The sequence below is a fragment of the Streptomyces sp. NPDC014991 genome (assembly GCF_043080665.1).
In the GTDB taxonomy this organism is placed as follows: Bacteria; Actinomycetota; Actinomycetes; order Streptomycetales; family Streptomycetaceae; genus Streptomyces.
This window is the reverse complement of sequence record NZ_JBIBVY010000006.1, coordinates 171,447-194,403: the sequence shown is the minus strand read 5'-3', so window position 1 is coordinate 194,403 and position 22,957 is coordinate 171,447. Positions and strand designations below refer to the sequence as shown.

At 72.3% G+C, this 22,957-nt stretch carries 20 protein-coding genes; 6 read left to right on the top strand and 14 right to left on the bottom strand.

Annotation, left to right across the window (positions count from 1 at the left end):
- Nucleotides 1-288: 288 nt before the first annotated feature.
- Together ACF1BE_RS12865 and ACF1BE_RS12860 are read left to right on the top strand one after the other, a co-directional pair.
- Complete coding sequence (locus ACF1BE_RS12865; protein ID WP_392199036.1) at nt 289-1,296, top strand: acyl-CoA desaturase; 1,008 nt, start codon at nt 289-291, stop codon at nt 1,294-1,296.
- Nucleotides 1,293-1,979: a TetR family transcriptional regulator gene (locus ACF1BE_RS12860; protein WP_392199035.1), complete on the top strand. Its 687-nt coding sequence runs from the start codon at nt 1,293-1,295 to the stop codon at nt 1,977-1,979. The genes ACF1BE_RS12865 and ACF1BE_RS12860 overlap by 4 nt, the downstream gene beginning before the upstream one ends.
- Nucleotides 1,980-2,022: 43 nt before the next feature.
- Here ACF1BE_RS12860 and ACF1BE_RS12855 read toward each other — a convergent pair whose 3' ends face one another.
- On the bottom strand, nt 2,023-2,835 hold the full coding sequence (locus tag ACF1BE_RS12855) for a trans-aconitate 2-methyltransferase (RefSeq protein ID WP_392199034.1): 813 nt from the start codon (nt 2,833-2,835) through the stop codon (nt 2,023-2,025).
- Between the two features lie 89 nt (nt 2,836-2,924).
- Between ACF1BE_RS12855 and tamR the strand changes: the two genes are divergently transcribed.
- Complete coding sequence (gene tamR, locus ACF1BE_RS12850; RefSeq protein ID WP_392199033.1) at nt 2,925-3,422, top strand: MarR family transcriptional regulator TamR; 498 nt, start codon at nt 2,925-2,927, stop codon at nt 3,420-3,422.
- Here the strand turns inward: tamR and ACF1BE_RS12845 are convergent.
- Nucleotides 3,381-4,148 (bottom strand): LuxR C-terminal-related transcriptional regulator, encoded by a 768-nt coding sequence (locus tag ACF1BE_RS12845; RefSeq protein ID WP_392199032.1) that lies wholly within the window; start codon nt 4,146-4,148, stop codon nt 3,381-3,383. The two genes, tamR and ACF1BE_RS12845, sit on opposite strands and share 42 nt — an antisense overlap.
- Nucleotides 4,149-4,465: 317 nt before the next feature.
- Here ACF1BE_RS12845 and ACF1BE_RS12840 point away from each other — a divergent pair, with 317 nt between their 5' ends.
- Entirely contained in the window at nt 4,466-4,909 is a 444-nt protein-coding gene (locus ACF1BE_RS12840; protein WP_392199031.1) for a GNAT family N-acetyltransferase, read from the top strand.
- Between the two features lie 115 nt (nt 4,910-5,024).
- On the opposite strand, the gene galK is transcribed toward ACF1BE_RS12840, so the two are convergent.
- From galK to galT, 3 genes are read right to left on the bottom strand one after another with little or no spacing between them, the layout of a single operon-like run.
- Complete coding sequence (gene galK, locus ACF1BE_RS12835) at nt 5,025-6,179, bottom strand: galactokinase (protein ID WP_392199030.1); 1,155 nt, start codon at nt 6,177-6,179, stop codon at nt 5,025-5,027.
- Complete coding sequence (gene galE / locus ACF1BE_RS12830) at nt 6,179-7,141, bottom strand: UDP-glucose 4-epimerase GalE (protein WP_392199029.1); 963 nt, start codon at nt 7,139-7,141, stop codon at nt 6,179-6,181. Before galE ends, galK begins: the two co-directional genes overlap by 1 nt.
- Nucleotides 7,138-8,199: a galactose-1-phosphate uridylyltransferase gene (gene galT, locus ACF1BE_RS12825; RefSeq protein ID WP_356817590.1), complete on the bottom strand. Its 1,062-nt coding sequence runs from the start codon at nt 8,197-8,199 to the stop codon at nt 7,138-7,140. The genes galE and galT overlap by 4 nt, the downstream gene beginning before the upstream one ends.
- 197 nt (nt 8,200-8,396) lie before the next feature.
- On the opposite strand from galT, the gene ACF1BE_RS12820 reads away from it, so the two are divergent.
- Both ACF1BE_RS12820 and ACF1BE_RS12815 read left to right on the top strand, forming a co-directional pair.
- Nucleotides 8,397-10,088 carry a sodium:solute symporter family protein gene (locus tag ACF1BE_RS12820; protein ID WP_392199028.1) on the top strand — a complete coding sequence of 564 codons (1,692 nt, stop codon included), beginning with the start codon at nt 8,397-8,399 and terminating at the stop codon, nt 10,086-10,088.
- 21 nt (nt 10,089-10,109) lie between these two features.
- Complete coding sequence (locus ACF1BE_RS12815) at nt 10,110-10,448, top strand: hypothetical protein (RefSeq protein WP_392199027.1); 339 nt, start codon at nt 10,110-10,112, stop codon at nt 10,446-10,448.
- A gap of 494 nt (nt 10,449-10,942) precedes the next feature.
- On the opposite strand, the gene ACF1BE_RS12810 is transcribed toward ACF1BE_RS12815, so the two are convergent.
- From ACF1BE_RS12810 to ACF1BE_RS12770, 9 genes are all read right to left on the bottom strand, one after another.
- The gene (locus tag ACF1BE_RS12810; protein ID WP_392199026.1) at nt 10,943-11,635 is read right to left on the bottom strand and encodes a LuxR C-terminal-related transcriptional regulator; all 693 of its coding nucleotides are present in this window, start codon (nt 11,633-11,635) and stop codon (nt 10,943-10,945) included.
- 175 nt (nt 11,636-11,810) lie between these two features.
- Nucleotides 11,811-13,553 (bottom strand): PQQ-binding-like beta-propeller repeat protein, encoded by a 1,743-nt coding sequence (locus tag ACF1BE_RS12805; RefSeq protein WP_392199025.1) that lies wholly within the window; start codon nt 13,551-13,553, stop codon nt 11,811-11,813.
- An 88-nt stretch (nt 13,554-13,641) separates the two neighbouring features.
- The gene (locus tag ACF1BE_RS12800; RefSeq protein ID WP_392199024.1) at nt 13,642-15,648 is read right to left on the bottom strand and encodes a PQQ-binding-like beta-propeller repeat protein; all 2,007 of its coding nucleotides are present in this window, start codon (nt 15,646-15,648) and stop codon (nt 13,642-13,644) included.
- Nucleotides 15,649-15,917: 269 nt separating this feature from the next.
- Entirely contained in the window at nt 15,918-17,726 is a 1,809-nt protein-coding gene (locus ACF1BE_RS12795; RefSeq protein ID WP_392199023.1) for an ABC-F family ATP-binding cassette domain-containing protein, read from the bottom strand.
- 92 nt (nt 17,727-17,818) lie between these two features.
- Entirely contained in the window at nt 17,819-18,712 is an 894-nt protein-coding gene (locus ACF1BE_RS12790) for a 4-(cytidine 5'-diphospho)-2-C-methyl-D-erythritol kinase (protein ID WP_392199022.1), read from the bottom strand.
- A 181-nt stretch (nt 18,713-18,893) separates the two neighbouring features.
- Nucleotides 18,894-19,781: a 16S rRNA (adenine(1518)-N(6)/adenine(1519)-N(6))-dimethyltransferase RsmA gene (gene rsmA, locus ACF1BE_RS12785; RefSeq protein ID WP_392199021.1), complete on the bottom strand. Its 888-nt coding sequence runs from the start codon at nt 19,779-19,781 to the stop codon at nt 18,894-18,896.
- A gap of 149 nt (nt 19,782-19,930) precedes the next feature.
- Complete coding sequence (locus tag ACF1BE_RS12780) at nt 19,931-21,340, bottom strand: ubiquitin-like domain-containing protein (RefSeq protein ID WP_392199020.1); 1,410 nt, start codon at nt 21,338-21,340, stop codon at nt 19,931-19,933.
- Nucleotides 21,341-21,453: 113 nt separating this feature from the next.
- Nucleotides 21,454-22,350, bottom strand: a complete 897-nt coding sequence (locus tag ACF1BE_RS12775) for a TatD family hydrolase (protein WP_392199019.1) — start codon at nt 22,348-22,350, stop codon at nt 21,454-21,456.
- A gap of 47 nt (nt 22,351-22,397) precedes the next feature.
- Entirely contained in the window at nt 22,398-22,811 is a 414-nt protein-coding gene (locus tag ACF1BE_RS12770) for a hypothetical protein (RefSeq protein ID WP_392199018.1), read from the bottom strand.
- Nucleotides 22,812-22,957: the final 146 nt, after the last annotated feature.

Below are 22,957 nucleotides of genomic sequence, written 5' to 3'. Positions count from 1 at the left end.
CAGTGTTGAAGCTCGTCTGGAGGGAACCCGGCCGGCTGCCAGGCGGCGGGCGCCGCATACGGGCCGGACTGTCCGGGAAGGGGAAACGTCAGCGGACCGCGCTGTCCGACCGCATCCAAGGATAGGTGGCCGTGCGGACGCGCAGGGGCCGGGGCTCTTGCCGCGGCGCGGCACACTGCCATACTTACGACGCCGTAGGTTACGGAACCGTAGGGAGCACCGGCGAGTCCACCCGGTCCCGGCGGCCCGTGCCTGCCTGTCTTGACCCTCGACCCCACAGGGGACCGCATGACCTCACGTTCCGATGTGATCGAAGAAGCCCGTAAGGCCACCGACACACCCTCTCCCCCCGCCACGCTGGGCGGCGAGCAGAAGCGTTCGATCGAACAGATCGCGCTGCTCGTGTTCATCGTCGTGCCGTTCGTGGCATTGGTGGCGGCCGTGCCGCTGGCCTGGGGCTGGGGGGTGAGCTGGCTCGATCTGGGCCTGCTGGTCTTCTTCTACTTCCTCGCCTGCCACGGCATCACCATCGGTTTCCACCGGTACTTCACCCACGGTTCGTTCAAGGCCCGGCGGCCGCTGCGCATCGCGTTGGCGATCATGGGCTCGATGGCGGTGGAGGGCCCGGTGGTGCGCTGGGTGGCCGACCACCGCAGGCACCACAAGTTCTCCGACGCCGAGGGCGACCCGCATTCGCCGTGGCGGTTCGGTGAGACGCTGCCGGCACTGATGAAGGGCCTGTGGTGGGCCCACATCGGCTGGCTGTTCGACGAGGAGCAGACCTCGCAGGAGAAGTACGCGCCGGACCTGATCAAGGACAGGGCCATCCGGGCGATCTCCCGCCAGTTCGTCCTGTGGACCCTCGTGTCCCTCGGGCTGCCGCCGCTGATCGGCGGTCTGGTGACGATGTCCTGGTGGGGCGCGGCCACCGCGTTCTTCTGGGGCTCACTCGTGCGGGTGGCCCTGCTGCACCATGTGACGTGGTCGATCAACTCGATCTGCCACGCGGTCGGCAAGCGGCCGTTCAAGTCGCGGGACCGGTCGGGCAACGTGTGGTGGCTGGCGGTGCTGTCCTGCGGTGAGTCCTGGCACAACCTGCACCACGCGGACCCCACCTCGGCGCGGCACGGGGTGATGCGCGGCCAGATCGACTCGTCGGCCCGGTTCATCCGCTTCTTCGAGCTGCTCGGCTGGGCGTACGACGTGCGCTGGCCGTCACGCTCGCGTATCGATTCCCGCCGTGACACCGGGGAGGGCGGTTCGCGGGGCCGGAGGGAGACCGCCGAGGCGGCATGATTGACGCCGTGGCGACCGACTCCAGCAGCAATCCGGGTGCTCCGGGCAACGACAAGCAGCGGCGGACCCGCCGGACCCGTATGACCGGTGCGGAGCGTCGCCAGCAGCTGCTGGAGATCGGCCGTACCCTCTTCGCGGCCAAGGGCTTCGAGGGCACGTCGGTGGAGGAGATCGCGGCGAAGGCCGGGGTGTCCAAGCCGGTGGTGTACGAGCACTTCGGCGGCAAGGAGGGTCTGTACGCGGTGGTGGTCGACCGCGAGATGCGCCGTCTGCTGGACATGGTGACCGGCTCGCTCACCGCCGGTCACCCGCGTGAGCTGTGCGAGCAGGCGGCGTTCGCGCTCCTGGACTACATCGAGGAGTACACGGACGGTTTCCGCATCCTGGTCCGCGACTCCCCCATTCCCCAGTCCACGGGTTCCTTCGCCTCGCTGATCTCGGACATCGCCACGCAGGTGGAGGACATTTTGGGCCGCGAGTTCAAGTCCCGCGGCTTCGACCCGAAGCTCGCTCCGCTGTACGCGCAGGCGCTGGTCGGCATGGTCGCGCTGACCGGCCAGTGGTGGCTGGACGTGCGCCGCCCCAAGAAGGCGGAGGTGGCGGCGCATCTGGTGAACCTGGCCTGGCACGGCCTGGACGGACTGGAGCAGAAGCCCCGGCTGATAGGCCACCGCAAATGCTGACCGTGTCCGGGCCGGAGCCCTCCTGCCGTGCCCGGGGTCGTGCTCAGGCCGGCTTCCGGGCGACGGCGAACAGCCGCCGGAACGGCAGGACCGTGCCGTACGGCGCGCGCGGGTAGGCCGTGCGCAGCAGGTCCCGGTACTCGGCGAGGAACGCGTCCCGTGCCCCGGGATCGTCGGCGAGCACGGTGAGGGCGGGCCGCAGTCCGGTGCCCTTGACCCAGTCGAGCACCGGGTCCTCACCCGCGAGGACGTGGAGGTACGTCGTCCGCCACACGTCGGTGGCGCAGCCGAGGCGGGCCAGTCGGTCCAGGTAGGCGCCCGGGGTGTGGACGGAGTCCGGTCGGCGCAGGACGCCGGCGAGGCGGGCCCGCCAGCGGGGCATGGCGGCGAGGTCGCGCATCAGGGTGTGCAGTGGCGCGTCGGTGTTGTCGGGCACCTGGAAGGCGAGGGCGCCGCCGGGGTTCAGGGCGGCGGTCCAGCCGGCGAAGCGGTCGGCGTGCCCGGGCACCCACTGGAGGGTGGCGTTGGAGACGATCAGGTCGTACGGCTCCGTGGGCGTCCACGTGCGTACGTCGGCGTGGGTGAAGTCGAGCCGGCCGCCCCCTGCGGTGGGCCCCTCGTGCTCGACGTGGGCCCTGTCGAGCATCGCGGGCGAGTTGTCGTAGCCGGTGATGTGCGCGGTGGGCCAGCGGTCGGCGAGCAGGGCGGTGACGTTGCCGGGGCCGCAGCCGAGGTCGGCGATGCGTGGCCGGCCCGCGGGCGGGTCCGGGATCCGGGCGAGGAGGTCGGTGAAGGGGCGGGCCCGGTGGCCGGCGTGGCGGAGGTACTGGGCGGGGTCCCAGGCGGGCGTCGTCATGTGACCCACTCTCCCCGCCCATTTATCTCAACGTCAAGAGACTCGACATCAAGAGACTTCATGTCGACACAACCACTACACTGATCTCCATGGAGGACGAGGTCGATCGGCTGGTCGCAGCGTGGCGCCGGGAGCGTCCGGACCTCGACGTGGAGCCGCTGGAAGTGCTCAGCCGGGTGAGCCGACTCGCCCGGCATCTCGACCGCGCCCGCCGGCTCGCCTTCGCCGAGCACCAGCTGGAGCCCTGGGAGTTCGACGTGCTCACCGCACTGCGGCGCGCCGGAACGCCGTACCAGCTCTCCCCCGGCCAGCTCCTCACCCAGACCCTGGTCACCTCCGGCACGATGACCAACCGGATCGACCGGCTGGCGAAGAAGGGCCTGGTGGAACGACTGCCCGACCCGAGCGACCGGCGCGGCGTGCTGGTCCGGCTGACCGACGAGGGCCGGGACCGCGCCGACCAGGCACTGGCGGGCCTGCTGGACCAGGAGCGGGCGATCCTCGGCGAGCTGACCCACGCCCAGCGCGGCGAACTCGCCGGCCTGCTACGCCAGCTGACCGCCCCGTTCGACAACGTCCCCGGTTAGGTCCGCCGGGCCCACCCCGGCCCGCCGGGCGAGCGCGACCGCGGCCAGCGTCGAGTGGACGCCGAGCTTGCCGAGGACGTTCTGCATATGGGTGCGGACGGTGTGCGGCGAGAGGAACAGTCGCTCGGCGACTGCCTTGCGGCCGAGCCCGGCCACCATGCAGCGCAGCACCTCCCGTTCCCTCGGGGTGAGGGACTCCACCAGCCGCTCGCTCTCGGTGCGGTGCCGGCGTGCGGCCGTCAGCTCCCGGAGCACGCCGGTCAGCAGCGCCGGCGGCAGATGGGTCTCGTCGCGCAGCACTCCGCGTATCACCGTCAGCAGGCGGGACAGCGAGCAGTCCTTGGCGACCCAGCCGGAGGCGCCCGCCTGCAACGCGAAGGCCGCGCGGCGCGGGTCGTCCTTCTCGGCGAGGACGACGATCCGTACCCGCGGCTGGGCGGCCCGGACCCCGGCGACGAGCGAGATCCCGTCGACCAGGCCCTCCGCGTCGCCGTCCTGCACCGGTACGGCCGGGCGGCCACCGGGCAGGTCGCCGCCCAGGTCGGCGTCGGCCAGGAGGACGTCGAAACGGCGGCCCTCGCCCGCCGCGCGCTCCAGGCAGCGCAGCGCGGCAGGGCCGCTGCCGGCGGCGGAGACCTCGACGTCCGGCTCGGCGGCCAGGGCGGCGGCGAGCGACTCCGCGAAGATACGGTGGTCGTCCACGACCAGGACTCGGATACGAACCACGAAACCCCCTTCCCCAGGCTCCGCGCGGAGCAGGGGATACCAAGGTCCGGAAGACTCCGGATGAGCCGGTCCGGATAGCCCGGAAAAGGTGCGGAGGACGACGGCATGCGCGGGCACGGCACCCGCGGCCGAGGACGCCCGCCGCACGGCCGCCGCCGTCGCGGCGTCCGCTACCCCACCGCGGGCGCCGTACCCGCCTGTCTCGCCCCCTGAACGGCACCGGCCCCCACCGGTGCTGCTCCTCAGAGTACGGATGCGCGCACGCGGCGGAAGACGATTCGCAGAACTGGCCGTCCGGCGCGCTTATCGTGTGCCGCATGTTTCGTATTGAGGCGGAAGTCGACAGACACCGACGTGATCTGCTCCGCGCACGCCTGCGGGAGACCAACGCGGCGGCGTCCCCGGTGCTCGCCGCGCTGCACGGCACCTCCGCCGAACACGAGGCACCGCTCCACGTGTGGGCGCTGGACGGCGCCGGCGATCTGGCGGGCGGCCTGGTCGGCCACACCTGGGCCACCTGGCTGCACATCACCTACCTGTGGGTCGACGCCCGCCACCGCGGCACCGGCCTCGGCACCCGCCTGCTCGCCGAGGCCGAACACCTCGCCGCCACCGACCGCGCCTGCACGGCGGCCCGCCTGGAGACCTGGGACTTCCAGGCCCCCGACTTCTACCGCGGACAGGGTTACGAGGTGGTCGGCACGGTCCCCGACTACCCCCCGGGCGTCACGGAGTACACGCTGGCCAAACGCCTGACCTGACGGCGGCGAGGGCGGCCGGGAAGCGGAACAGCCGCGGCGGGCCCGCGGGTCCGGCAGCGAGGGGCGGCCGCGCCGGCCCCGTACGCCCTGATGGGGTGCGGGGCCGGCGGAGGGTTCAGGGGAGTCGGTGGGCGCCGGGGGACGGGACGGCCTCGAAGACACGGGGGGCCGTGAAGCCGGCCGAGGTGAAGGCATCCTCGACCGCCTTGGTCAGCGTGTCCACGTCGGTCGCCTCGACCAGGACGATCGCCGAGCCGCCGAAGCCGCCGCCGGTCATGCGGGCGCCCAGCGCGCCGTGTGCCAGGGCGGTGTCGACGACCAGGTCCAGCTCCGGGCAGGAGATGCGGAAGTCGTCGCGCAGGGAGGCGTGGCCCTCGGTGAGGACGGGACCGATCGTGCGGGTCTCGCCGGAGCGCAGCAGGCCGACGACGCGTTCCACCCGGTGGTCCTCCGTCACCACGTGCCGGACCAGGCGGACGATCTCCTCCTCGTCGCCCAGGCGGGCCAGGGCCGCGTCCAGGCCCGCGTAGGGGATGTCCCGCAGGGCGTCGACGCCGAGCAGGGCCGCGCCCTTCTCGCAGCCGGCCCGGCGCTTGCCGTACTCGCCGCCGCTGTGGGCGTGTTTGACCTGGGTGTCCACGACCAGCAGGCGCAGGCCCTCGGCCGCGAGGTCGAAGGGGATCTGCTGCTGGGACAGGTCACGGGTGTCGAGGAAGAGGGCGTGGCCCGGCTCGCAGCAGGACGACGCCGTCTGGTCCATGATGCCGGTGGGTGCGCCGACGTAGACGTTCTCGGCGCGCTGGCACAGGCGGGCCAGTTTCCAGCGCTTCAGGCCGAGGCCGTACAGGTCGTTGAGCGCCAGGGCGATGACGACCTCCAGCGCGGCGGACGAGGACAGGCCCGCGCCCGTCGGCACGGTGGACGACAGGTGGACGTCCGCGCCGGTGACCTCGTGGCCCGCCTCGCGCAGCGCCCAGACCACGCCCGCCGGGTACGCCGTCCAGTTCGCGTCGCTGCCGGGCGCGAGAGTGTCCAGCCGCAGCTCCACGACGCCGCCCTCGACGTCCGCCGAGTGCAGGCGCAGCAGCCCGTCGTCCCGGCGGGAGACCGCCGCGAGCGCCTGGTGCGGCAGTGCGAACGGCATGACGAAGCCGTCGTTGTAGTCGGTGTGCTCACCGATCAGGTTGACCCGGCCGGGGGCCGCCCACACGCCCTCCGGCGGCGCCCCGTACAGCTCGGCGAAGCGCTCCGCCACCTGCTGTGCCCCCACTAGTGCTCCCTCGTGATGCTCTGCGCGAACTCCCACGCGTCCGCGACGATGCCCGCGAGGTCCGCGCGGGACGGGTTCCAGCCCAGTTTCTCGCGGGCCGTGTCCGCCGAGGCGACCAGGACCGCGGGGTCGCCGCCCCGGCGCGGGGCCACCACCTCGGGGATCGGGTGACCGGTGACCTGGCGGACGGTCTCGATGACCTGGCGGACGGAGAAGCCGTTGCCGTTGCCGAGGTTGCAGATCAGGTGCTCGCCCGGCCGGGCCGCCGTCAGCGCCAGCAGGTGGGCCTCGGCCAGGTCCGCGACGTGGATGTAGTCGCGCACGCACGTGCCGTCGGGGGTCGCGTAGTCGTCACCGTAGACGGAGATCGCCTCGCGGCGGCCCTGGGCGACCTGGAGGACCAGCGGGATCAGGTGCGACTCGGGGTCGTGGCGCTCGCCGTGGGCGCCGTGGGCACCGGCGACGTTGAAGTAGCGCAGCGACACCGCGGCCAGGCCGTGGGCGTGCGCCTCGCTGGTGATCATGTGGTCGACGGCGAGCTTGGAGGCGCCGTAGGGATTGGTCGGCCGCGTCGGCGCGCTCTCCGTGATCGGGACCTGTTCCGGCTCGCCGTAGGTGGCCGCCGTGGAGGAGAAGACCAGCGAGCGTACGCCCGCGTCGCGCATCGCGGCGAGCAGGGCCATGCTGCCGCCGACGTTGTTGTCCCAGTACTTCTCCGGCTTCACCACCGACTCGCCGACCTGCGACGACGCGGCGAAGTGCAGCACGCCGTCGTAGGAGGAGTCCAGCCACTTGCCGGCGTCGCGGATGTCGCCCTCGACGAAGGCGGCGCCGGCGGGCACGCCCGCGCGGAAGCCGGTGGAGAGGTTGTCGAGGACGGTGACCTCGTGCCCGGCCTCCAGCAGATGCTGGGCCACGACACTGCCGACGTATCCCGCGCCACCTGTCACCAGGTACTTCATGAACTCGCTACCTCTCGCAGTCGCTCGGCCGCGCGCTCCGGCGGCACGTCGTTGATGAACACGTTCATGCCGGACTCGGAACCCGCGAGGAACTTCAGCTTGCCGGAAGTGCGGCGGATGGTGAAAAGCTCGAGGTGGAGCGCGAAGTCGTCGCGCGTGACACCGTCGAACTCCTCCAGCGCGCCGAACGGGGCCTGGTGCCAGGCCGCGATGTACGGCGTCGGAGGCTCCCCCTCGCCGAAGATCCGGTCGAAGCGCCTCAAGAGTTCCAGATAGACCTGGGGGAACTCTGTGCGCGCCGCCTCGTCGAGCGCGAGCAGGTCCGGGACGCGGCGCTTGGGGTACAGGTGGACCTCGTACGGCCAGTGCGCCGCGTACGGCACGAAGGCCGCCCAGTGTTCACCCTCGAGGACGACCCGCTCCCCGGCGAGTTCCCGCTCCAGGACCGCGTCGAAGAGGTTCTCCCCGCCGGTCGCCTCCTTGTGCGCGGCGAGCGAGCGGAGCATCAGCGCGGTGCGCGGGGTGGTGAACGGGTAGGCGTAGATCTGTCCGTGCGGGTGACCGAGGGTCACACCGATCTCGGCACCACGGTTCTCGAAACAGAAGACCTGCTCGACGGAGGGCAGATGCGACAGCTCCGAGGTGCGGTCCGTCCACGCGTCCAGCACCAGGCGCGCCTGCTCCTCGGTCAGGGCGGCGAAGGAGGCGTCGTGGTCGGAGGTGAAACAGACGACCTCGCAGCGGCCGGAGTCGCCCGCGAGGGACGGGAACCGGTTCTCGAAGACGACGACGTCGTACGAGGAGTCCGGGATCTCGCTGAGCCGCTCGCCCCGGGTCGGGCACAGCGGGCACTCGTCGGCGGGCGGATGGTAGATGCGGCCCTGGCGGTGCGAGGCCACGGCGACCGCGTCGCCGAGCAGCGGGTCGCGGCGGATCTCGGAGGTGGTGACCGTACGGTCCAGCGGGCGGCGGTCGGCCGCGTCGCGCACGGTGTCGTCCCCGAGGTCGTAGTAGATCAGCTCACGACCGTCGGCCAGCCGGGTCGAGGTCTTCTTCACGCCGGACTCCTTGCTCGACGCCCCGCGGGGGCGTGCCCGCACCCAATGACTCAACACAATCAAACATAACAGATCACAACTCGACATCGCCTGGCTCGATCACAATCAAACAAAGAACACCAGTCGAAGTGTTCAAATACTGAACACGGCGGCGTAGGTTCCGCTCTGGATCAGTTCGCGCAACGAAGCGAGTTCTCATGCAAACCCCCACAGAGTCACCCACCTACCTGGCGGCGGGGCTACGGCTCCCCACCAACTGGCTGGATTACACGATCCTGGCGATCTACTTCGTCGTCGTCCTCGGCATCGGCCTCGCCGCCCGCCGGTCCGTGAAGACCAGCCTCGACTTCTTCCTCTCCGGGCGCTCACTGCCCGCCTGGATCACCGGCCTGGCCTTCATCTCCGCCAACCTGGCCGCCACCGAGATCCTCGGCATGGCCGCCAACAGCGCCCAGTACGGCGCCTACACCGTGCACTGGTACTGGATCGGCGCCATCCCCGCCATGGTCTTCCTCGGCCTGGTGATGATGCCCTTCTACTACGGCAGCAAGGTCCGCTCGGTCCCCGAGTTCCTGCTGCTGCGCTTCGACCGGGCCGCCCACCTGCTCAGCTCCATCCTGTTCGCGTTCGCCGCCATCCTGATCGCGGGCGTCAACCTCTACGCCCTCGCGATCGTCGTCGAGGCCCTGCTCGGCTGGCCGCAGTGGGTCGCCATCGTCGTCGCCGGCGCCTTCGTGCTCGCGTACATCACCCTGGGCGGCCTGTCCTCGGCGATCTACAACGAGGTGCTCCAGTTCTTCGTGATCCTCGCCGCCCTCATCCCGATCACCATCCTCGGCCTGAAGAAGGTCGGCGGCTGGGGCGGGCTGACCGACAAGCTGACCGCCACCCACGGCGGCAACTTCACCACGGCCTGGGGCGGCACCGGCATCGGCAGCACCAACCCGCTCGGCGCCAACTGGCTCACCATCGTGCTCGGCCTCGGCTTCGTGCTCTCCTTCGGCTACTGGACCACCAACTTCGCCGAGGTGCAGCGCGCCCTGTCGGCGAAGAACCTCTCCGCCGGGCAGCGGACGCCGCTGATCGCCGCCTACCCGAAGATCTTCATCGTCTTCCTGGTGATGATCCCGGGCCTGGTCGCCGCCGCGCTCATCCCGAACTTCGGCACCGCCGCCTCCGGCTACCAGTACAACGACGCCATCCCCTTCCTGATGCAGGAGCTGCTGCCCAACGGCGTGCTCGGCATCGCCGTCACCGGCCTGCTGGCGGCCTTCATGGCCGGTATGGCCGCGAACGTGTCGTCGTTCAACACGGTGTTCACCAACGACATCTGGGCCAAGTACGTCGTGCGGGGCCGTGAGGACGCCTACTACGTCCGCTTCGGCCGCCTGATCACCGTGGCCGGCGTCGCCGCGTCCGTCGGCACGGCGTTCCTGGCGTCGTCGTTCTCGAACATCATGAGCTACCTCCAGACGCTGTTCTCCTTCTTCAACGTGCCGATGTTCGTCGTCTTCATCGTCGGCATGTTCTGGAAGCGCGCGTCCGCCAAGTCCGGGTTCTGGGGTCTGCTGGCCGGCACCGTGACGGCGATGGTCAACTACTTCGTCCTCTACAAGAAGGACATCATCTCCATCCCCTCCGACCAGGGCGCCAACTTCGTCTCCGCGATCGCGGGCTTCGTCGCCGGCGCGGTCGTGATGGTCGCGGTGTCCCTGTTCACCAAGCCGAAGCCGGCGGAACAGCTCCAGGGCCTGGTCTACGGCACCCGCTCCCCCGGCATGTCCGAACCGCCCGCCGCGGGCGACGACGCCTGGTACCGCCGGCCGGCCCTGCTGGGCTGGGGCGCGGTCATCCTGGCCGCCGCCTGCTACATCCCGTTCTCGTTCTGACGCGGGAGGATCGAGGAAACCATGACCGAGCACTCCGACCGTCACCCCGAGCGTCCCGCCTACTCGGAGGAGGACGTCCAGCGGGAAGTCACCGAGCTGGAGGGCAAGTCCGCCACGGCGGCCCGCATCTTCGACCTCCGCCGCATCATCGGCGGCCTGTTCGTGGTCTACGGCATCATCGTCACGATCACCGGCATCACCGACTCCCAGGCCGCGATCGACAAGGCCGGGGGCGTCAACATCAACCTGTGGACCGGCATCGGCATGCTGCTGCTGGGCATCTTCTTCCTGGGCTGGCTGAAGCTGCGGCCCACTCCGCCGCCGGTTCCTCCGGAGGGGGAGCCGGAGGAGAAGCGGTAGCTGACCGACCGCCTTCGGGCGCGGGGGCGCGGGAACTGAGCGCGGTTCCCCGCGCCCCGTTCGCCTCGTTCGCCGCGTCCTGACCGGCCGTCGTGCGGGTGTGCGCAGTTCCCCGCGCCCCTTTCGGCGCGTCCTGACCGCCCGCCTTCGGGCGCGGGAGCGGGGGCTGAGCGCGCAGTTCCCCGCGCCCCTTTCGGCGCGTCCTGACCGGCCGCCTTCGGGCGCGGGAGCGGGGGCTGAGCGCGCGGTTCCCCGCGCCCCCTTCGGCGCGTCCTGACCGGCCGTCGTGCGCATGCGGGAGTGTGGGGGCTGAGCGCGCAGTTCCCCGCGCCCCTTTCGGCGCGTCCTGACCGCCCGCCTTCGGGCGCGGGAGCGGGGGATGAGCGCGCGGTTCCCCGCGCCCCCTTCGGCGCGTCCTGACCGGCCGTCGTGCGGGTGCGGGTGCGTGGGGGTGGGGCGCGCGGGTCCCCGGGCCGCTTTCGGCGGGGGTGGTGTCAGGGGCGGGGGTCCGGGGTGGGGCGGAAGGAGGCCGCTCGGTCCAGTAGGCCGGTGCGGGCGGCCAGTGCCGCCGCCTCCAGGCGTGATCCCACCCCCAGCTTCATCAGCACCCGCTGCACATGCGTGCGAGCGGTGCTCGAGGCGATGCCCATGCCCGCCGCGATCAGCCGGGTGTCCTCCCCGTCGGCCACCCTGACGAGCACCTCCACCTCCCGCGGCGTCAGCATCTCCAGCAGCCGCTGCGCCTCGTCGTCGGGCTGGGCGGCGGGGTTCAGCAGCTCACCGAAGGCCTGCTGGAGCAGCTGGGGAGCCACCGCCGCCTCGCCGGCCCGTGCCTTGCCGATGGCCCGCTCGACGCCCTCGATCCGCTCGTCGTGCCGTACGTATCCCGACGCCCCCGCGGCGAAGGCCGCCGCGATCCCGCGCGGTGAGGGCACCGGGCCCAGCACCAGCACCGCAACCTGCGGCCGTTCCCGCTTGATCTTCACCACCGGGTCGAAGATCCCCGGCTCGGCCGGGGCCGCCGTGCCCAGCAGGCACACCTCGGGCGCCCGTGCGATCACCAGGTCGGCCGCGCCCGCGGCCGGTGCCGCCGCGGCCAGCACCCGGTGCCCGCGCAGCTTCAGTGCCGACGCCAACGCCTCCGCGAGCAGGCGGTGGTCGTCGACGACCACGAGCCGCACTCCCATAGAGCAACCCCCCAAAGCCCCCAGGCACCCCCGCCCTTCATGCCCCCGGAAGCTACACGCTTGTTCGACGTCGCGCTGCCTGTCTTGCCGAGAAGTGCCCCGGATCGATGAAATCCGGGGCACTTCTCGGCAAGTCACTCATTCGGGTGACACCAGTGACGGGGGCCGCGCCGGGTCAGCCGTCCGTGCCGAACGCCATCAGCAGGTACTCCTTGCCGTACGCCGGGTTCGTCTTGTGGACGAAGACGGCCGACATGTACAGGCGGCCCTTGCCGAAGAGGATCTCCGCGTACTCGGGCAGCAGGCCGCTCTCGCCCTGGTGCACGCTGCGGTTGCCGGGGTTCTCCAGCAGCTTCGTCGTCCTCAGCGAGTCGCCGTCGATGCTGACGACCTGGCCGCCCTTGTTCCACGGGGGCGCCATGTAGGCGAGGAGGTTGCCGCCGTCCATGCGCAGCGGGGAGAGCGTGTAGCCGTCACCGGCCTCGGCGCGTCCGCGGGCCGGCTTGCCGGTGTTCAGGTCGAAGGAGACGATCTCGTTGGTCTTGTTGTACTGGCCCGAACCGTCGTGGACCTCGGTCGCCAGGTACAGCCTGCCGTGGCCGGCGGCGATCTGCCTGCACCCCTCGATGCGGGTGATGCCGTCGCAGTGGCCGCTGTAGGTGTCGCCGGGCGCGGAGATGCGGGCGAGGAGCCGGCCGGTCCTGCCGTCGAGGGAGAAGTAGTCCGAGACGCCGCTGCCGTCGCCCGCGCTGTGGCCGACGTCGGCCGCGATCACGAGCGGGTCGGTGGAGACGACGGAGGCGTACTCGACACCGTCGGGCATCTTGTACTCGGAGATCACCTTCCCGGTCTTCGGGTCGATGGTCTGGATGTGCAGCTGCCGGTTGTCGTAGGCGCCGCACTTGCGGACCGCGACCAGCCGGGTGCCGCCGCCGTAGCCGGCGTCGTAGCAGGTGTCGTCCGGCTTGGGCTGCCACAGGACCTTGCCGGAGCCGATGTCGAACGCGGCACCGCCGTCGGAACTGCCGACCGCGACGGTGTGCTGAGCGACCGTCACGTTCTGGAACGTGATCGGGAAGTCGCCCGTCTTGATCGACTTCGACCAGAGTTTCTTGCCCGCGGTGAGGTCGATCGCGGCGACCTCGCTGCATCCCGCCGTCTTGTCCTTGGTGGGCATCTTCGGCTGGAACGTGATCGCGGTCAGGCCGGCGGAGGTGACATGGCTGCTGGCCGCGCAGACCGGCCCCGGGAGCTTGAGCGTCCACCGCTCGGTGCCCTTGGCCGGGTCGTAGCCGACTATCTCGGCGATGCCGCTCTTGGCGTACACCGTGTCGGTCAGCCACGAGCCGGTGGTGCCGATCGTGTCGTCCGTCCGGGGCATCGGCACCTGGAAGAGCACCTTGGACGCGGTGTCGGCCGGCACCTTCTCCTTGCCGCCACCGCCGGAGGAGCCACCGGAGGTGTCCGCGCCGTTCTTGCCGCCGGTACCGCCGCCGGAGGAGGCGGTGTCGTGCTTCTTGCCGTCGTCGCCGGAGGACCGGGCGTACCAGACGCCGCCGCCGATGATCAGCGCGATGGCGACGACCGCCGCGACGACGATGAACAGCGCCGTGTTGTTCCGCCCGCCGCCCTTCCCCTGCTGGGGCTGCATCGGCACGGTGGCCGGCTGGCCGGGATGGCCGGGCCGGCCCGGATAGCCGTAGCCGGGGTGCGTGGGCTGCTGGGCGTACGGGTTCTGCTGGGCGCCGGGGTAGCCGTAGCCGGGCTGGACCGGCGGCTGGGGATAGCCGTAGCCGGGCTGCGCCGGTGGCTGCGGGGGCGCCGGCGGGGGGTAGCCGTAGCCGGGCGGCGGGGCCTGCGGGGGCTGGTTCGGCGGCTGCGGGGGCTGGTTGGGGGGCGGCGGGGGCGGCTGGGTCATGGCGCGGGTACCTCGGGGACGGTCGGGCGGCCGGACGGTGGAGGGAGACTCGGGAGCACGGGAGGGAAGCCGGGAACGAGCGCCGGGCTCAGTCGCCGAAGGCCATGATCAGCTTCTCCTTCGAGGCGTCGTTGCCGGACAGCCGGCCCGAGGAGACGAAGAGCCGCCCGCCGGAGTAGTCGACGACACCGTCGTAGAAGGAGTTCTCGGCGTCGGCGCCGCCCTGCGGGTTCCGCAGCAGCCTGGTCGTCGTGTGGGAGGAGCCGGTGACCGGCACCGAGACCACCTGGCCGCCCGCGTCGTACGACGGCCGCACGTACGCGACGAGCTTGCCGTCCTCGATCTTCACGGGGGTCATCGGCTCGTTCGCCGGGGACTTGACCCGCCACTTCGCCTTGCCGTCGGAGAGGCTGATCGCGACGATCTCGTTGGCGCTCGTGGTGGTGTCGGTGGGCAGGTAGAGCGTGTCGGCGTCGACCACGACACCCTGGCAGCCCTGGAGTTCGCGTTCGAGGATCGCCCAGCCGCAGCGGGGGGCGAACTTCTCGTCCACCTTGACCTCCGAACGGAACGCGCCGTCCTTGGTGAAGGTGGAGATGTTCCAGGCCTTCTTCTCCCGGTTGGTCAGGTAGACCACCAGGGGATCGACGGAGTAGGCCCGGGAGACCTCCCAGCCCTTCTTCACCGGCCGGGTCCAGCGGACCTTGCCGGTGGCCGGGTCGAGTTCCTGGATCTCCTCGTGCTCGTTCCCGGTGCCCACACCGCAGGAGGCCACCTGGATCAGCCGCCCGGTGCCGCCCGCGAACGCGGCCGGGAAGCAGGCCGCGCCGTACCTCTTCTTGTCGTACAGCTTCTTGCCGCTGTCGATGTCGTACGCCGTGCCCGACTGGGAGCGGCCCACCATCAGCGTCCTGCCGCTCACGCTCAGTTCGACGGTGAGCGCGCTGTCGAACAGCCCGCCGTCGGCGACCTCGCCGCTCCAGCCCTTCTCGCCGGTGGCGAGGTCGAGCTGCTGGAGCTGGTTGCACTTGGCGCGGTCGCTGCCGCCGCTCATGTACGCCACGACGACCTTGTCGTCGGCCGACTTCTGCGGGGTGACCGCGCAGATCTTCTGCGGGAAGGCGATCGGTCCCCAGGCGTTCTTCCCGTCCTGCGTGCCGAAGGCGAAGACCTGCTTGTACGCCGCCTTCACGACCGTGTCGCCGCTGATCCACAGGCCGGGCGCGTCGGCGCCCGACGCCGGGGCGTCCGGCGCCGGCTTGTACCAGAGGACCTTCGTGTCACCGGCCTGCCGGCCCTCGTTGAGGTGCTCCGGGTCGTCACCGCCGGCGGCTGCGGTCGGCGTGCCGGTCGCGGACTGCTTCGGGTCGTCGCTGCCCTGGGCCACGGGCGTCTTCCGGCCTTCGTCGCCGTCGCCGGAGGTGACCGCGTACACCGTGCCGCCGATGACGAGCAGCGCCGCGACCGCCGCGCCGATGATGAGAGCCGTCTTCTTCCGGCCGGCCGGCTTGCCCGGGCCGCCCGGGAAGGGATCGCCGGGCGCGCCGTGGTACGGCGGCTGCTGCGGGTGTCCGTAACCGGGCTGCGGGCCGGCGTACGGGCCCGGCTGCTGCGGGGGTTGCGGGTAGCCGTAGGGGCCGGGGGCACCGGCGTACGGGCCCGGCTGCTGGGGGTAGCCGTACCCCGGCTGGGGCTGCGGCGGCGGACCGGCGGGCGGCGGCGGAGCACCGAACCCGCCCTGTGCGGGCGGGGCTTGCGGTGCACCGAAACCACCCTGCGCGGGCGGAGTCTGCGGTGCAGCGGAACCACCCTGGGCGGGCGGAGTCTGCGGAGGCCCGAAACCACCCTGGGCGGGCGGGGCCTGGGGAGCACCGAAACCGCCCTGCGCGGGCGGAGTCTGCGGGGCACCGGCACCACTCCGGGCCGACGGCGCCTCAGGTGCGCCGGAATCGCCCTGGGCCGGCGGGGCCTCGGGGGCACCGGCACCGTCCTGGGCCGGTGGAGTCTGCGGAGGCCCGAAACCGCCGGGCTGCGGCGGCTGGTCCTGCGGTGCTCCGAACCCGCCCTGCGGCGGCTGGTCGGGCGGCTGAGTCATCAGCGCTCTTCCCCCTCGTTCACTGATTTTCAGCCACACCCTGAGGTTCGTGACGGACCCAAGGTCGTACTGAGTCGGTTCTCGGACGGCTCTTTCTATCACCCGGCGCCGACAGCGCACGGGTCCGCGCCCCCCGCTGTTCCCAAGGGAGGACCGGCCCGTGACGCCCCCGTTATGTGCCTTCACGCCCCCTTCACGCTGGGGCGGGTGACCGCGTCGTACGCGGCTGGATCACGCCGTGCGTGCGCACTACGCGTCGTGCGAGCGGGCTACGCGTCCTCCGCCAGTTCCAGCCAGCGCAGCTCCAGTTCCTCGCGCTCCCCGGCGAGGTCCCGCAGCCGGGTGTCGAGTTCGGCCACCTTCGCGAAGTCGGTGGCGTTGTCGGCGATCTGGGCGTGCAGCGTGGACTCCTTCTCGGAGATCTTGTCCAACTGGCGCTCGATCTTCTGGAGTTCCTTCTTGGCGACGCGCTGGTCGGCGGCGCTCCGCTCCGTGGTGGCCGGCTTGGGCGCCGCGGTGGCGGTCTGCGCGGCGACCGTCTCCTCCATGCGCCGGCGCCGCTCCAGGTACTCGTCGATGCCGCGCGGCAGCATCCGCAGGGCGCCGTCGCCGAGGAGGGCGAACACGCGGTCCGTGGTGCGCTCCACGAAGAACCGGTCGTGGGAGATGACGATCATCGAGCCGGGCCAGCCGTCGAGGACGTCCTCCAGCTGGGTGAGGGTCTCGATGTCGAGGTCGTTGGTGGGCTCGTCCAGGAAGAGGACGTTGGGCTCGTCCATGAGGAGCCGCAGCAGCTGGAGCCGCCGGCGCTCACCGCCGGAGAGATCCCCCACCGGGGTCCACTGCTTCTCCTTGCTGAAGCCGAACGTCTCGCACAGCTGCCCGGCGGTCATCTCGCGCCCCTTGCCGAGGTCGACGCGCTCGCGGACCTGCTGTACGGCCTCCAGCACCCGCAGGGCGGGGTCGAGTTCGGAGACCTCCTGGGAGAGGTAGGCGAGCTTGACGGTACGGCCGACGGCGATACGGCCGCCCGTCGGCTGGGCCTCGCCCTCCGTACGGGCCGCCGCCGCCATCGCGCGCAGCAGGGAGGTCTTGCCGGCGCCGTTGACACCCACGAGGCCGATCCGGTCGCCCGGGCCGAGCTGCCAGGTGACGTGCTTGAGCAGCACCTTGGGTCCGGCCTGCACGGTGACGTCCTCGAGGTCGAAGACGGTCCTGCCGAGCCGGGAGGAGGCGAACTTCATCAGCTCGCTGCTGTCCCGGGGCGGCGGCACGTCCGCGATCAGCTCGTTGGCGGCCTCGACGCGGAAGCGGGGCTTGGACGTCCGGGCGGGCGCGCCGCGCCGCAGCCAGGCCAGCTCCTTGCGCACCAGGTTCTGCCGCTTGGTCTCCTCCGTGGCGGCGATCCGCTCGCGTTCCGCGCGCGCGAAGACGTAGTCGGAGTAGCCGCCCTCGTACTCGTACACGTCACCGCGCTGCACGTCCCACATGCGGGTGCAGACCTGGTCCAGGAACCACCGGTCGTGCGTCACGCAGACCAGCGCCGAGCGCCGGTTGCGCAGGTGCTCGGCGAGCCAGGCGATGCCCTCGACGTCGAGGTGGTTGGTGGGCTCGTCGAGGACGACCAGGTCCTGTTCCTCGATGAGCAGCTTGGCGAGCGCGATCCGGCGCCGCTCGCCACCGGACAGCGGCCCGATCACGGTGTCGAGGCCCTTGGGGAACCCGGGCAGGTCGAGCCCGCCGAACAGCCCGGTCAGCACGTCCCTGACCTTGGCGTTGCCGGCCCACTCGTGGTCGGCCATGTCGCCGATGACCTCGTGGCGGACGGTGGCGGCGGGGTCGAGGGAGTCGTGCTGGGTGAGCACGCCGAGGCGCAGCCCGCCGGAGTGCGTGACCCGCCCGGTGTCGGCGTCCTCCAGCTTGGCGAGCATCCGGATGAGGGTGGTCTTGCCGTCGCCGTTGCGTCCGACGACGCCGATCCGGTCCCCCTCCGACACACCGAGCGAGACGCCGTCCAGCAGGGCACGGGTGCCGTACACCTTGCTGACGTTCTCGACATTGACCAGGTTGACGGCCATTTCACTCCTGTGCGCGGGGATCGGTCAGCCTTCTAGCGTAGGCCTTCGGGGGGTGGGTGCGGGGTGCGAGGGGATGCTCCTTCGAGCCTCTTTCAGAGGACGGTCGCCCCCGGCACCGGCCCCGCCGCCGTCCGTACCGACCTGCACGTCCCCGATGCGCGCAGCGCCCGCGCGATCCGCTCCGCCGACTCGGTGTCGCGTGCCAGGAACGCGGTCGTCGGCCCGGAACCCGAGACCAGCGCGGTGAGCGCGCCCGCCGCGCGGCCCGCGTCCAGGGTGTCGGCCAGTTCGGGGAACAGGGACAGGGCCGCGGGCTGGAGGTCGTTGGAGACGGCCGCCGCCAGCGCCTCCGGGTCGCCCTTGGCGAGCGCCTCCAGGAGGTCGGGGGAGGCGACCGGTGCGGGGATGTCCCGGCCCCGTGCCAGCCGGTCGAACTCCCGGAAGACCGCCGGCGTGGACAGGCCCCGTGCGGCCATCGCGAAGATCCAGTGGAACGTGCCGCCGACCTCCAGGGCGGTGAGCCGCTCGCCGCGCCCGACGCCGAGGGCGGCGCCGCCGACCAGGCTGAACGGCACGTCGCTGCCCAGTTCGGCGCAGAGGTCGAGGAGTTCGGCGCGGGAGGCGCCCGTACCCCACAGGGCGTCGCAGGCGAGCAGCGCGCCCGCGCCGTCCGCGCTGCCGCCCGCCATGCCGCCGGCCACCGGGATGTCCTTGGCGATGTGGAGGTGCACGGCGGGTTCGATGCCCCGGCGCCCGGCGAGGGCCAGAGCCGCGCGCGCGGCGAGGTTGGTGCGGTCCAGCGGCACCTGGCCGGCGTCCGGGCCGGCGCAGGTGACGCGCAGCTCGTCGGCCGGGGTGACGGTGACCTCGTCGTACAGGCCGACGGCGAGGAAGACGTTGGCGAGGTCGTGGAACCCGTCGGGGCGGGCGGCGCCCACCGCGAGCTGGACGTTGACCTTGGCGGGGACACGGACCGTGACGCTCACTGCTGACCGGGCTCCTTGGAGGACGAAGGCTGTACGGGGCGGTGCGGGCTGTACGGGGCGGTGCGGGCTTCAGCGCGTTATGACGGCGCTCGGTGTCGCCGAGGGCGCCGGCGGTGCCGGGGTCACCGGCGGTGGCCGGCGCTGCCGGCGCGCGCGGGCCGGCGCCGGCGGCCCGAGGGCGTTACCCGGCCTGCCGGGCGGCGTCCCCGGCGTCGCGGTGCTCGGCGATGCGGGCGAACTCCTCGACGGTCAGGGCTTCCCCGCGGGCCTGCGGCGACACACCGGCCGCGACCAGGGCCGCCTCGGCCGCCGCCGCGGACCCGGCCCAGCCGGCGAGCGCCGCCCGCAGCGTCTTGCGGCGCTGGGCGAAGGCCGCGTCGATCACCCGGAAGACCTGGTCCTTGGCGGCGGTGGTGCGGACCGGCTCGGTCCGCCGGACGAGGGAGACCAGCCCGCTGTCCACGTTCGGCGCCGGCCAGAACACGCGGCGCCCGATGGCCCCGGCCCGCTTCACCTCGGCGTACCAGTTGGCCTTCACGGACGGCACGCCGTACACCTTGTTGCCCGGCACGGCGGCGAGCCGGTCGGCGACCTCGGACTGCACCATCACCAGCGTCCGCTCGATGCTCGGGAAGGTGTCGAGCATGTGCAGCAGCACGGGGACGGCGACGTTGTACGGCAGGTTCGCCACCAGGGCCGTCGGCGGGGGGCCGGGCAGCTCGGTGACGTGCATCGCGTCGGAGTGGACCAGCGCGAACCGGTCGGCGCGCTCCGGCATCCGAGCGGCGATCGTCGCGGGCAGCGCGGCGGCCAGGACGTCGTCGATCTCGACGGCGGTGACCCGGTCCGCGACCTCCAGCAGTGCGAGGGTGAGGGAGCCGAGCCCCGGACCGACCTCGACGACCACGTCGTCGGGGCGGACGCCGGCGGTCCGGACGATCCGGCGGACCGTGTTGGCGTCGATCACGAAGTTCTGGCCGCGCTGCTTGGTGGGACGGACACCGAGTGCTGCGGCCAGTTCACGGATGTCGGCCGGGCCGAGGAGGGCGTCGGGGAGGGGGCTGCTCACGGGACAAGGGTACGGGGGCGGCACCGGCCCTCTCACCAGGCGTCCGCCCCCACCCTTGTCGCCCGGCCCGCGGGCGCCCCGCGCCGGCTGGGGTCTTTCGTTCGGATCAGGCCGGACCCGCGAGCCCGGCATGATCCGAACGAGAGGGCCTAGGTGTGCAGGCGTGCTCCGCAGTGCGGCCAGGGGGTCGCGCCGCGGCTCATGTACAGCTTCTTCGCGCGGTACGTCTGCTCCTGTGCCGGTGCGTCCTGCGGGCGCCCGCTGCCGCCGAGGCTGTGCCAGGTGTGCGTGTCGAACTGGTACAGGCCGCCGTACGTCCCCGAGGGGTCGACCGCGTGCGGTCGGCCGCCGGACTCGCAGGCCGCGAGGCCGCGCCAGTTGAGGTGGTCGGCGCCGTGCACGGAGGCGGGCCGCGCTCTGGTGCCCACCCGCACCACCTGCCGGCGCGGCCTGCGCACCACCTCGGTCCGCTCCCGGCGGGGCTTCTCCCGGACCCCGTTGACGGTGCGCAGCAGGTAGGTGGTGCGGCGCAGTCCGGGCCGCCCGGGCCGGACGATGACCTCGGTGCCCCGGAACAGGGTGGGGTCCTCGACGCGCCGGACGCCGAACGGGATCTGCTCCTCGCGGACCTCCCGGACGCCGCTGATCCGCAGCACGGTCACCGTCTGCCCGTCGCGGGGGAAGCTGTCCGGCGGGACGGAGACGGTGTCCTGGCCGCGCAGGGTGATCCCGGCCTCCTCGACCGCCTCCCGGACGGTGGCCGCGTTGGTGCGGACGGTCCGGGTCCGGCCGTCCGCGAGGACGGTGACGGCGCGCTCGGTGCGCACGTCGAGGGCGAGCCCGGTGCGTCCGATGGGCCGGGAGCGGGAGGCCGACAGGTAGGCGCCCTCGGCGCGCACTCCCAGCTCGTCCAGCGCGCCCTCGACCGTGTGCGCCGTCGTCCACACCTCGCGCGGGCGGCCGTCCAGGGTGAGCCGGACGGGGCGGCCGTACCGCACCGCGACCGCGTCGCCGCTGTGGAGGGACGCGCCGGGGGTGGGCGCGATCATGTCGTGCGCTCCCACCCGTACGCCCTCCTCGGTGAGCAGTTCGCCCACGTCGTCGGCGAAGGTGTGCAGGACGCGCTGCCGGCCGTCGACGCTCAGGTCGACGGCCTTGTCCTCGGCGACGAAGGCGGTGGTGCCGCCGGCCAGGAAGGCCACGACCAGTGCGCGCGGCAGCAGGCGGCGCATCGCGGAGTCCGGACGCCCGGTGGAGCGGGCCCTGCGCCGGCGCGTGACCCGCCCGTCCGTACCGGCGTGCGCGCCCGGCTCGAGCGCGGGCGTGAGCGTGGGTGTGGGCAGCATGGGGATGGGTGCCGCCGGGGGTGGGGGCGTCCGGGCCTCGTACGCGGGCCGGTAGGTGTCGTCGTACGCCACCCCGTACACCGGGACCGGGAGCTGGACCCCGTACGTCACCGTCTTCGCGTCGTGCAGGCCGGGCCACGCGCCGCCGGGCGCGCCGGGCGGCGCGCCCGAGGGGCCGTACGCCTCTTCGGTCTCGTACTGGGAGTTGCTCACGCCGACACGCTCCAGAAGGCCACAGGGGTCCGGATCGGGCCCCCAGAACCTAGCCGAGTGCCGGTCACTCTCCAAAGCGGAGCGACTACAGCGTGTCGCGGCCGGCGGGTGGGTCAGTAACCGAAGGCGCGGGCGGTGTTCGCGCTCAGGGCCGCCGCCAGCGTGTCCTCGTCGGTGCCGCGCACGGCGGCCATGGCACGGACCGTGACCGGGACGAGGTACGGGGCGTTGGGCCGTCCGCGGTAAGGCGCCGGGGTGAGGAAGGGCGCGTCGGTCTCCACGAGGACCAGGTCCAGCGGGGCGGCGGCGAGCGCGTCCCGCAGGTTCTGGGCGTTCTTGAAGGTGACGTTGCCGGCGAAGGACATGTAGTAGCCCTCGCGGGCGCAGATACCGGCCATCTCGGCGTCGCCGGAGTAGCAGTGGAAGACGGTGCGCTCGGGGGCGCCCTCCTCCTTCAGGATGCGCAGGACGTCGGCGTGGGCGTCGCGGTCGTGGATGACGAGCGCCTTGCCGTGCCGTTTGGCGATCTCGATGTGGGCGCGGAAGGACCGCTCCTGCGCGGCCTTGCCCTCGGGCCCGGTGCGGAAGTGGTCCAGGCCGGTCTCGCCGACGCCCTTCACCTGGGGCAGCCCGGCCAGCCGGTCGATCTCGGCGAGCGCCTCGTCCAGCGCCGCGTCGCCGCCCGGTGTGCGGGCGCCCTGCCGGGACCAGCCGTCGGGGTCGCCGTGGACGATCCGCGGGGCCTCGTTGGGGTGGAGGGCGACGGCGGCGTGGACGGGCTCGAACGCCGCCGCGGTCTCGGCGGCCCACTGCGAGCCCTTGATGTCGCAGCCGACCTGGACGACCGTCGTGACGCCCACCGACGCGGCCTTCGCCAGAGCCTCCTCGACGGTGCCGGACTGCATGTCGAGGTGGGTGTGCGAGTCGGCGACGGGCACCTGGAGGGGTGCCGGAAGCGGTGGTGCCGCGTTTCGGTGGTCCGTGGAGCCGCGGCCGGTGTTCGAAGGCATGCCCCGATCCTACGAAAGGGGCGGCCCCGTGCGGGCCGGTGATCCGGTCAGCTGGCCCTGCGCTGGAACGGGTGCAGGAGGTCGGACAGGTGCCAGTGGTGCGGCTGCCGGGCCGGTGCGCCCTGCCCGGGCACCTGCGGCGCCTCGGCCGGGCCCGCCTGCGGCACCCGGTGGTGCTGCCGCCCGGCCGCGCCGCGCACCGAGGAGACCTGGCCCGCGCGCATGATCCGGACGACGTGGCTGTCGCAGTTCTGGCAGCCCGGCCGGCTCAGCGGCGACGGCACGATCCGCCCGTCGGCCACGTACCGCACGAACCTCTCCCCCCGCGCGTCCGTGTGGTGCTCTATCTCGTACGACTGTTCCCACCCGTGCCCGCAGCGCATGCAGGCGAACGAGTACGACTCGTGAACGACCGCCGTGGCCGTGCCGTGGAGGCCGGTCCCCCCTGTGATCTCACTCATGCCAGCTCCCTTGTGGACGGGTGCGTCTTGCGACCAGTGGACTGCGCCGGCGGCCTGAACGCATGGGGTCTGCCGAGTGTTGGAGTCGATTTGGACCGGGCTTGCCCAAGCACCGCGGATGAGGCGCGTGGGCTTTGCCCGGCTCG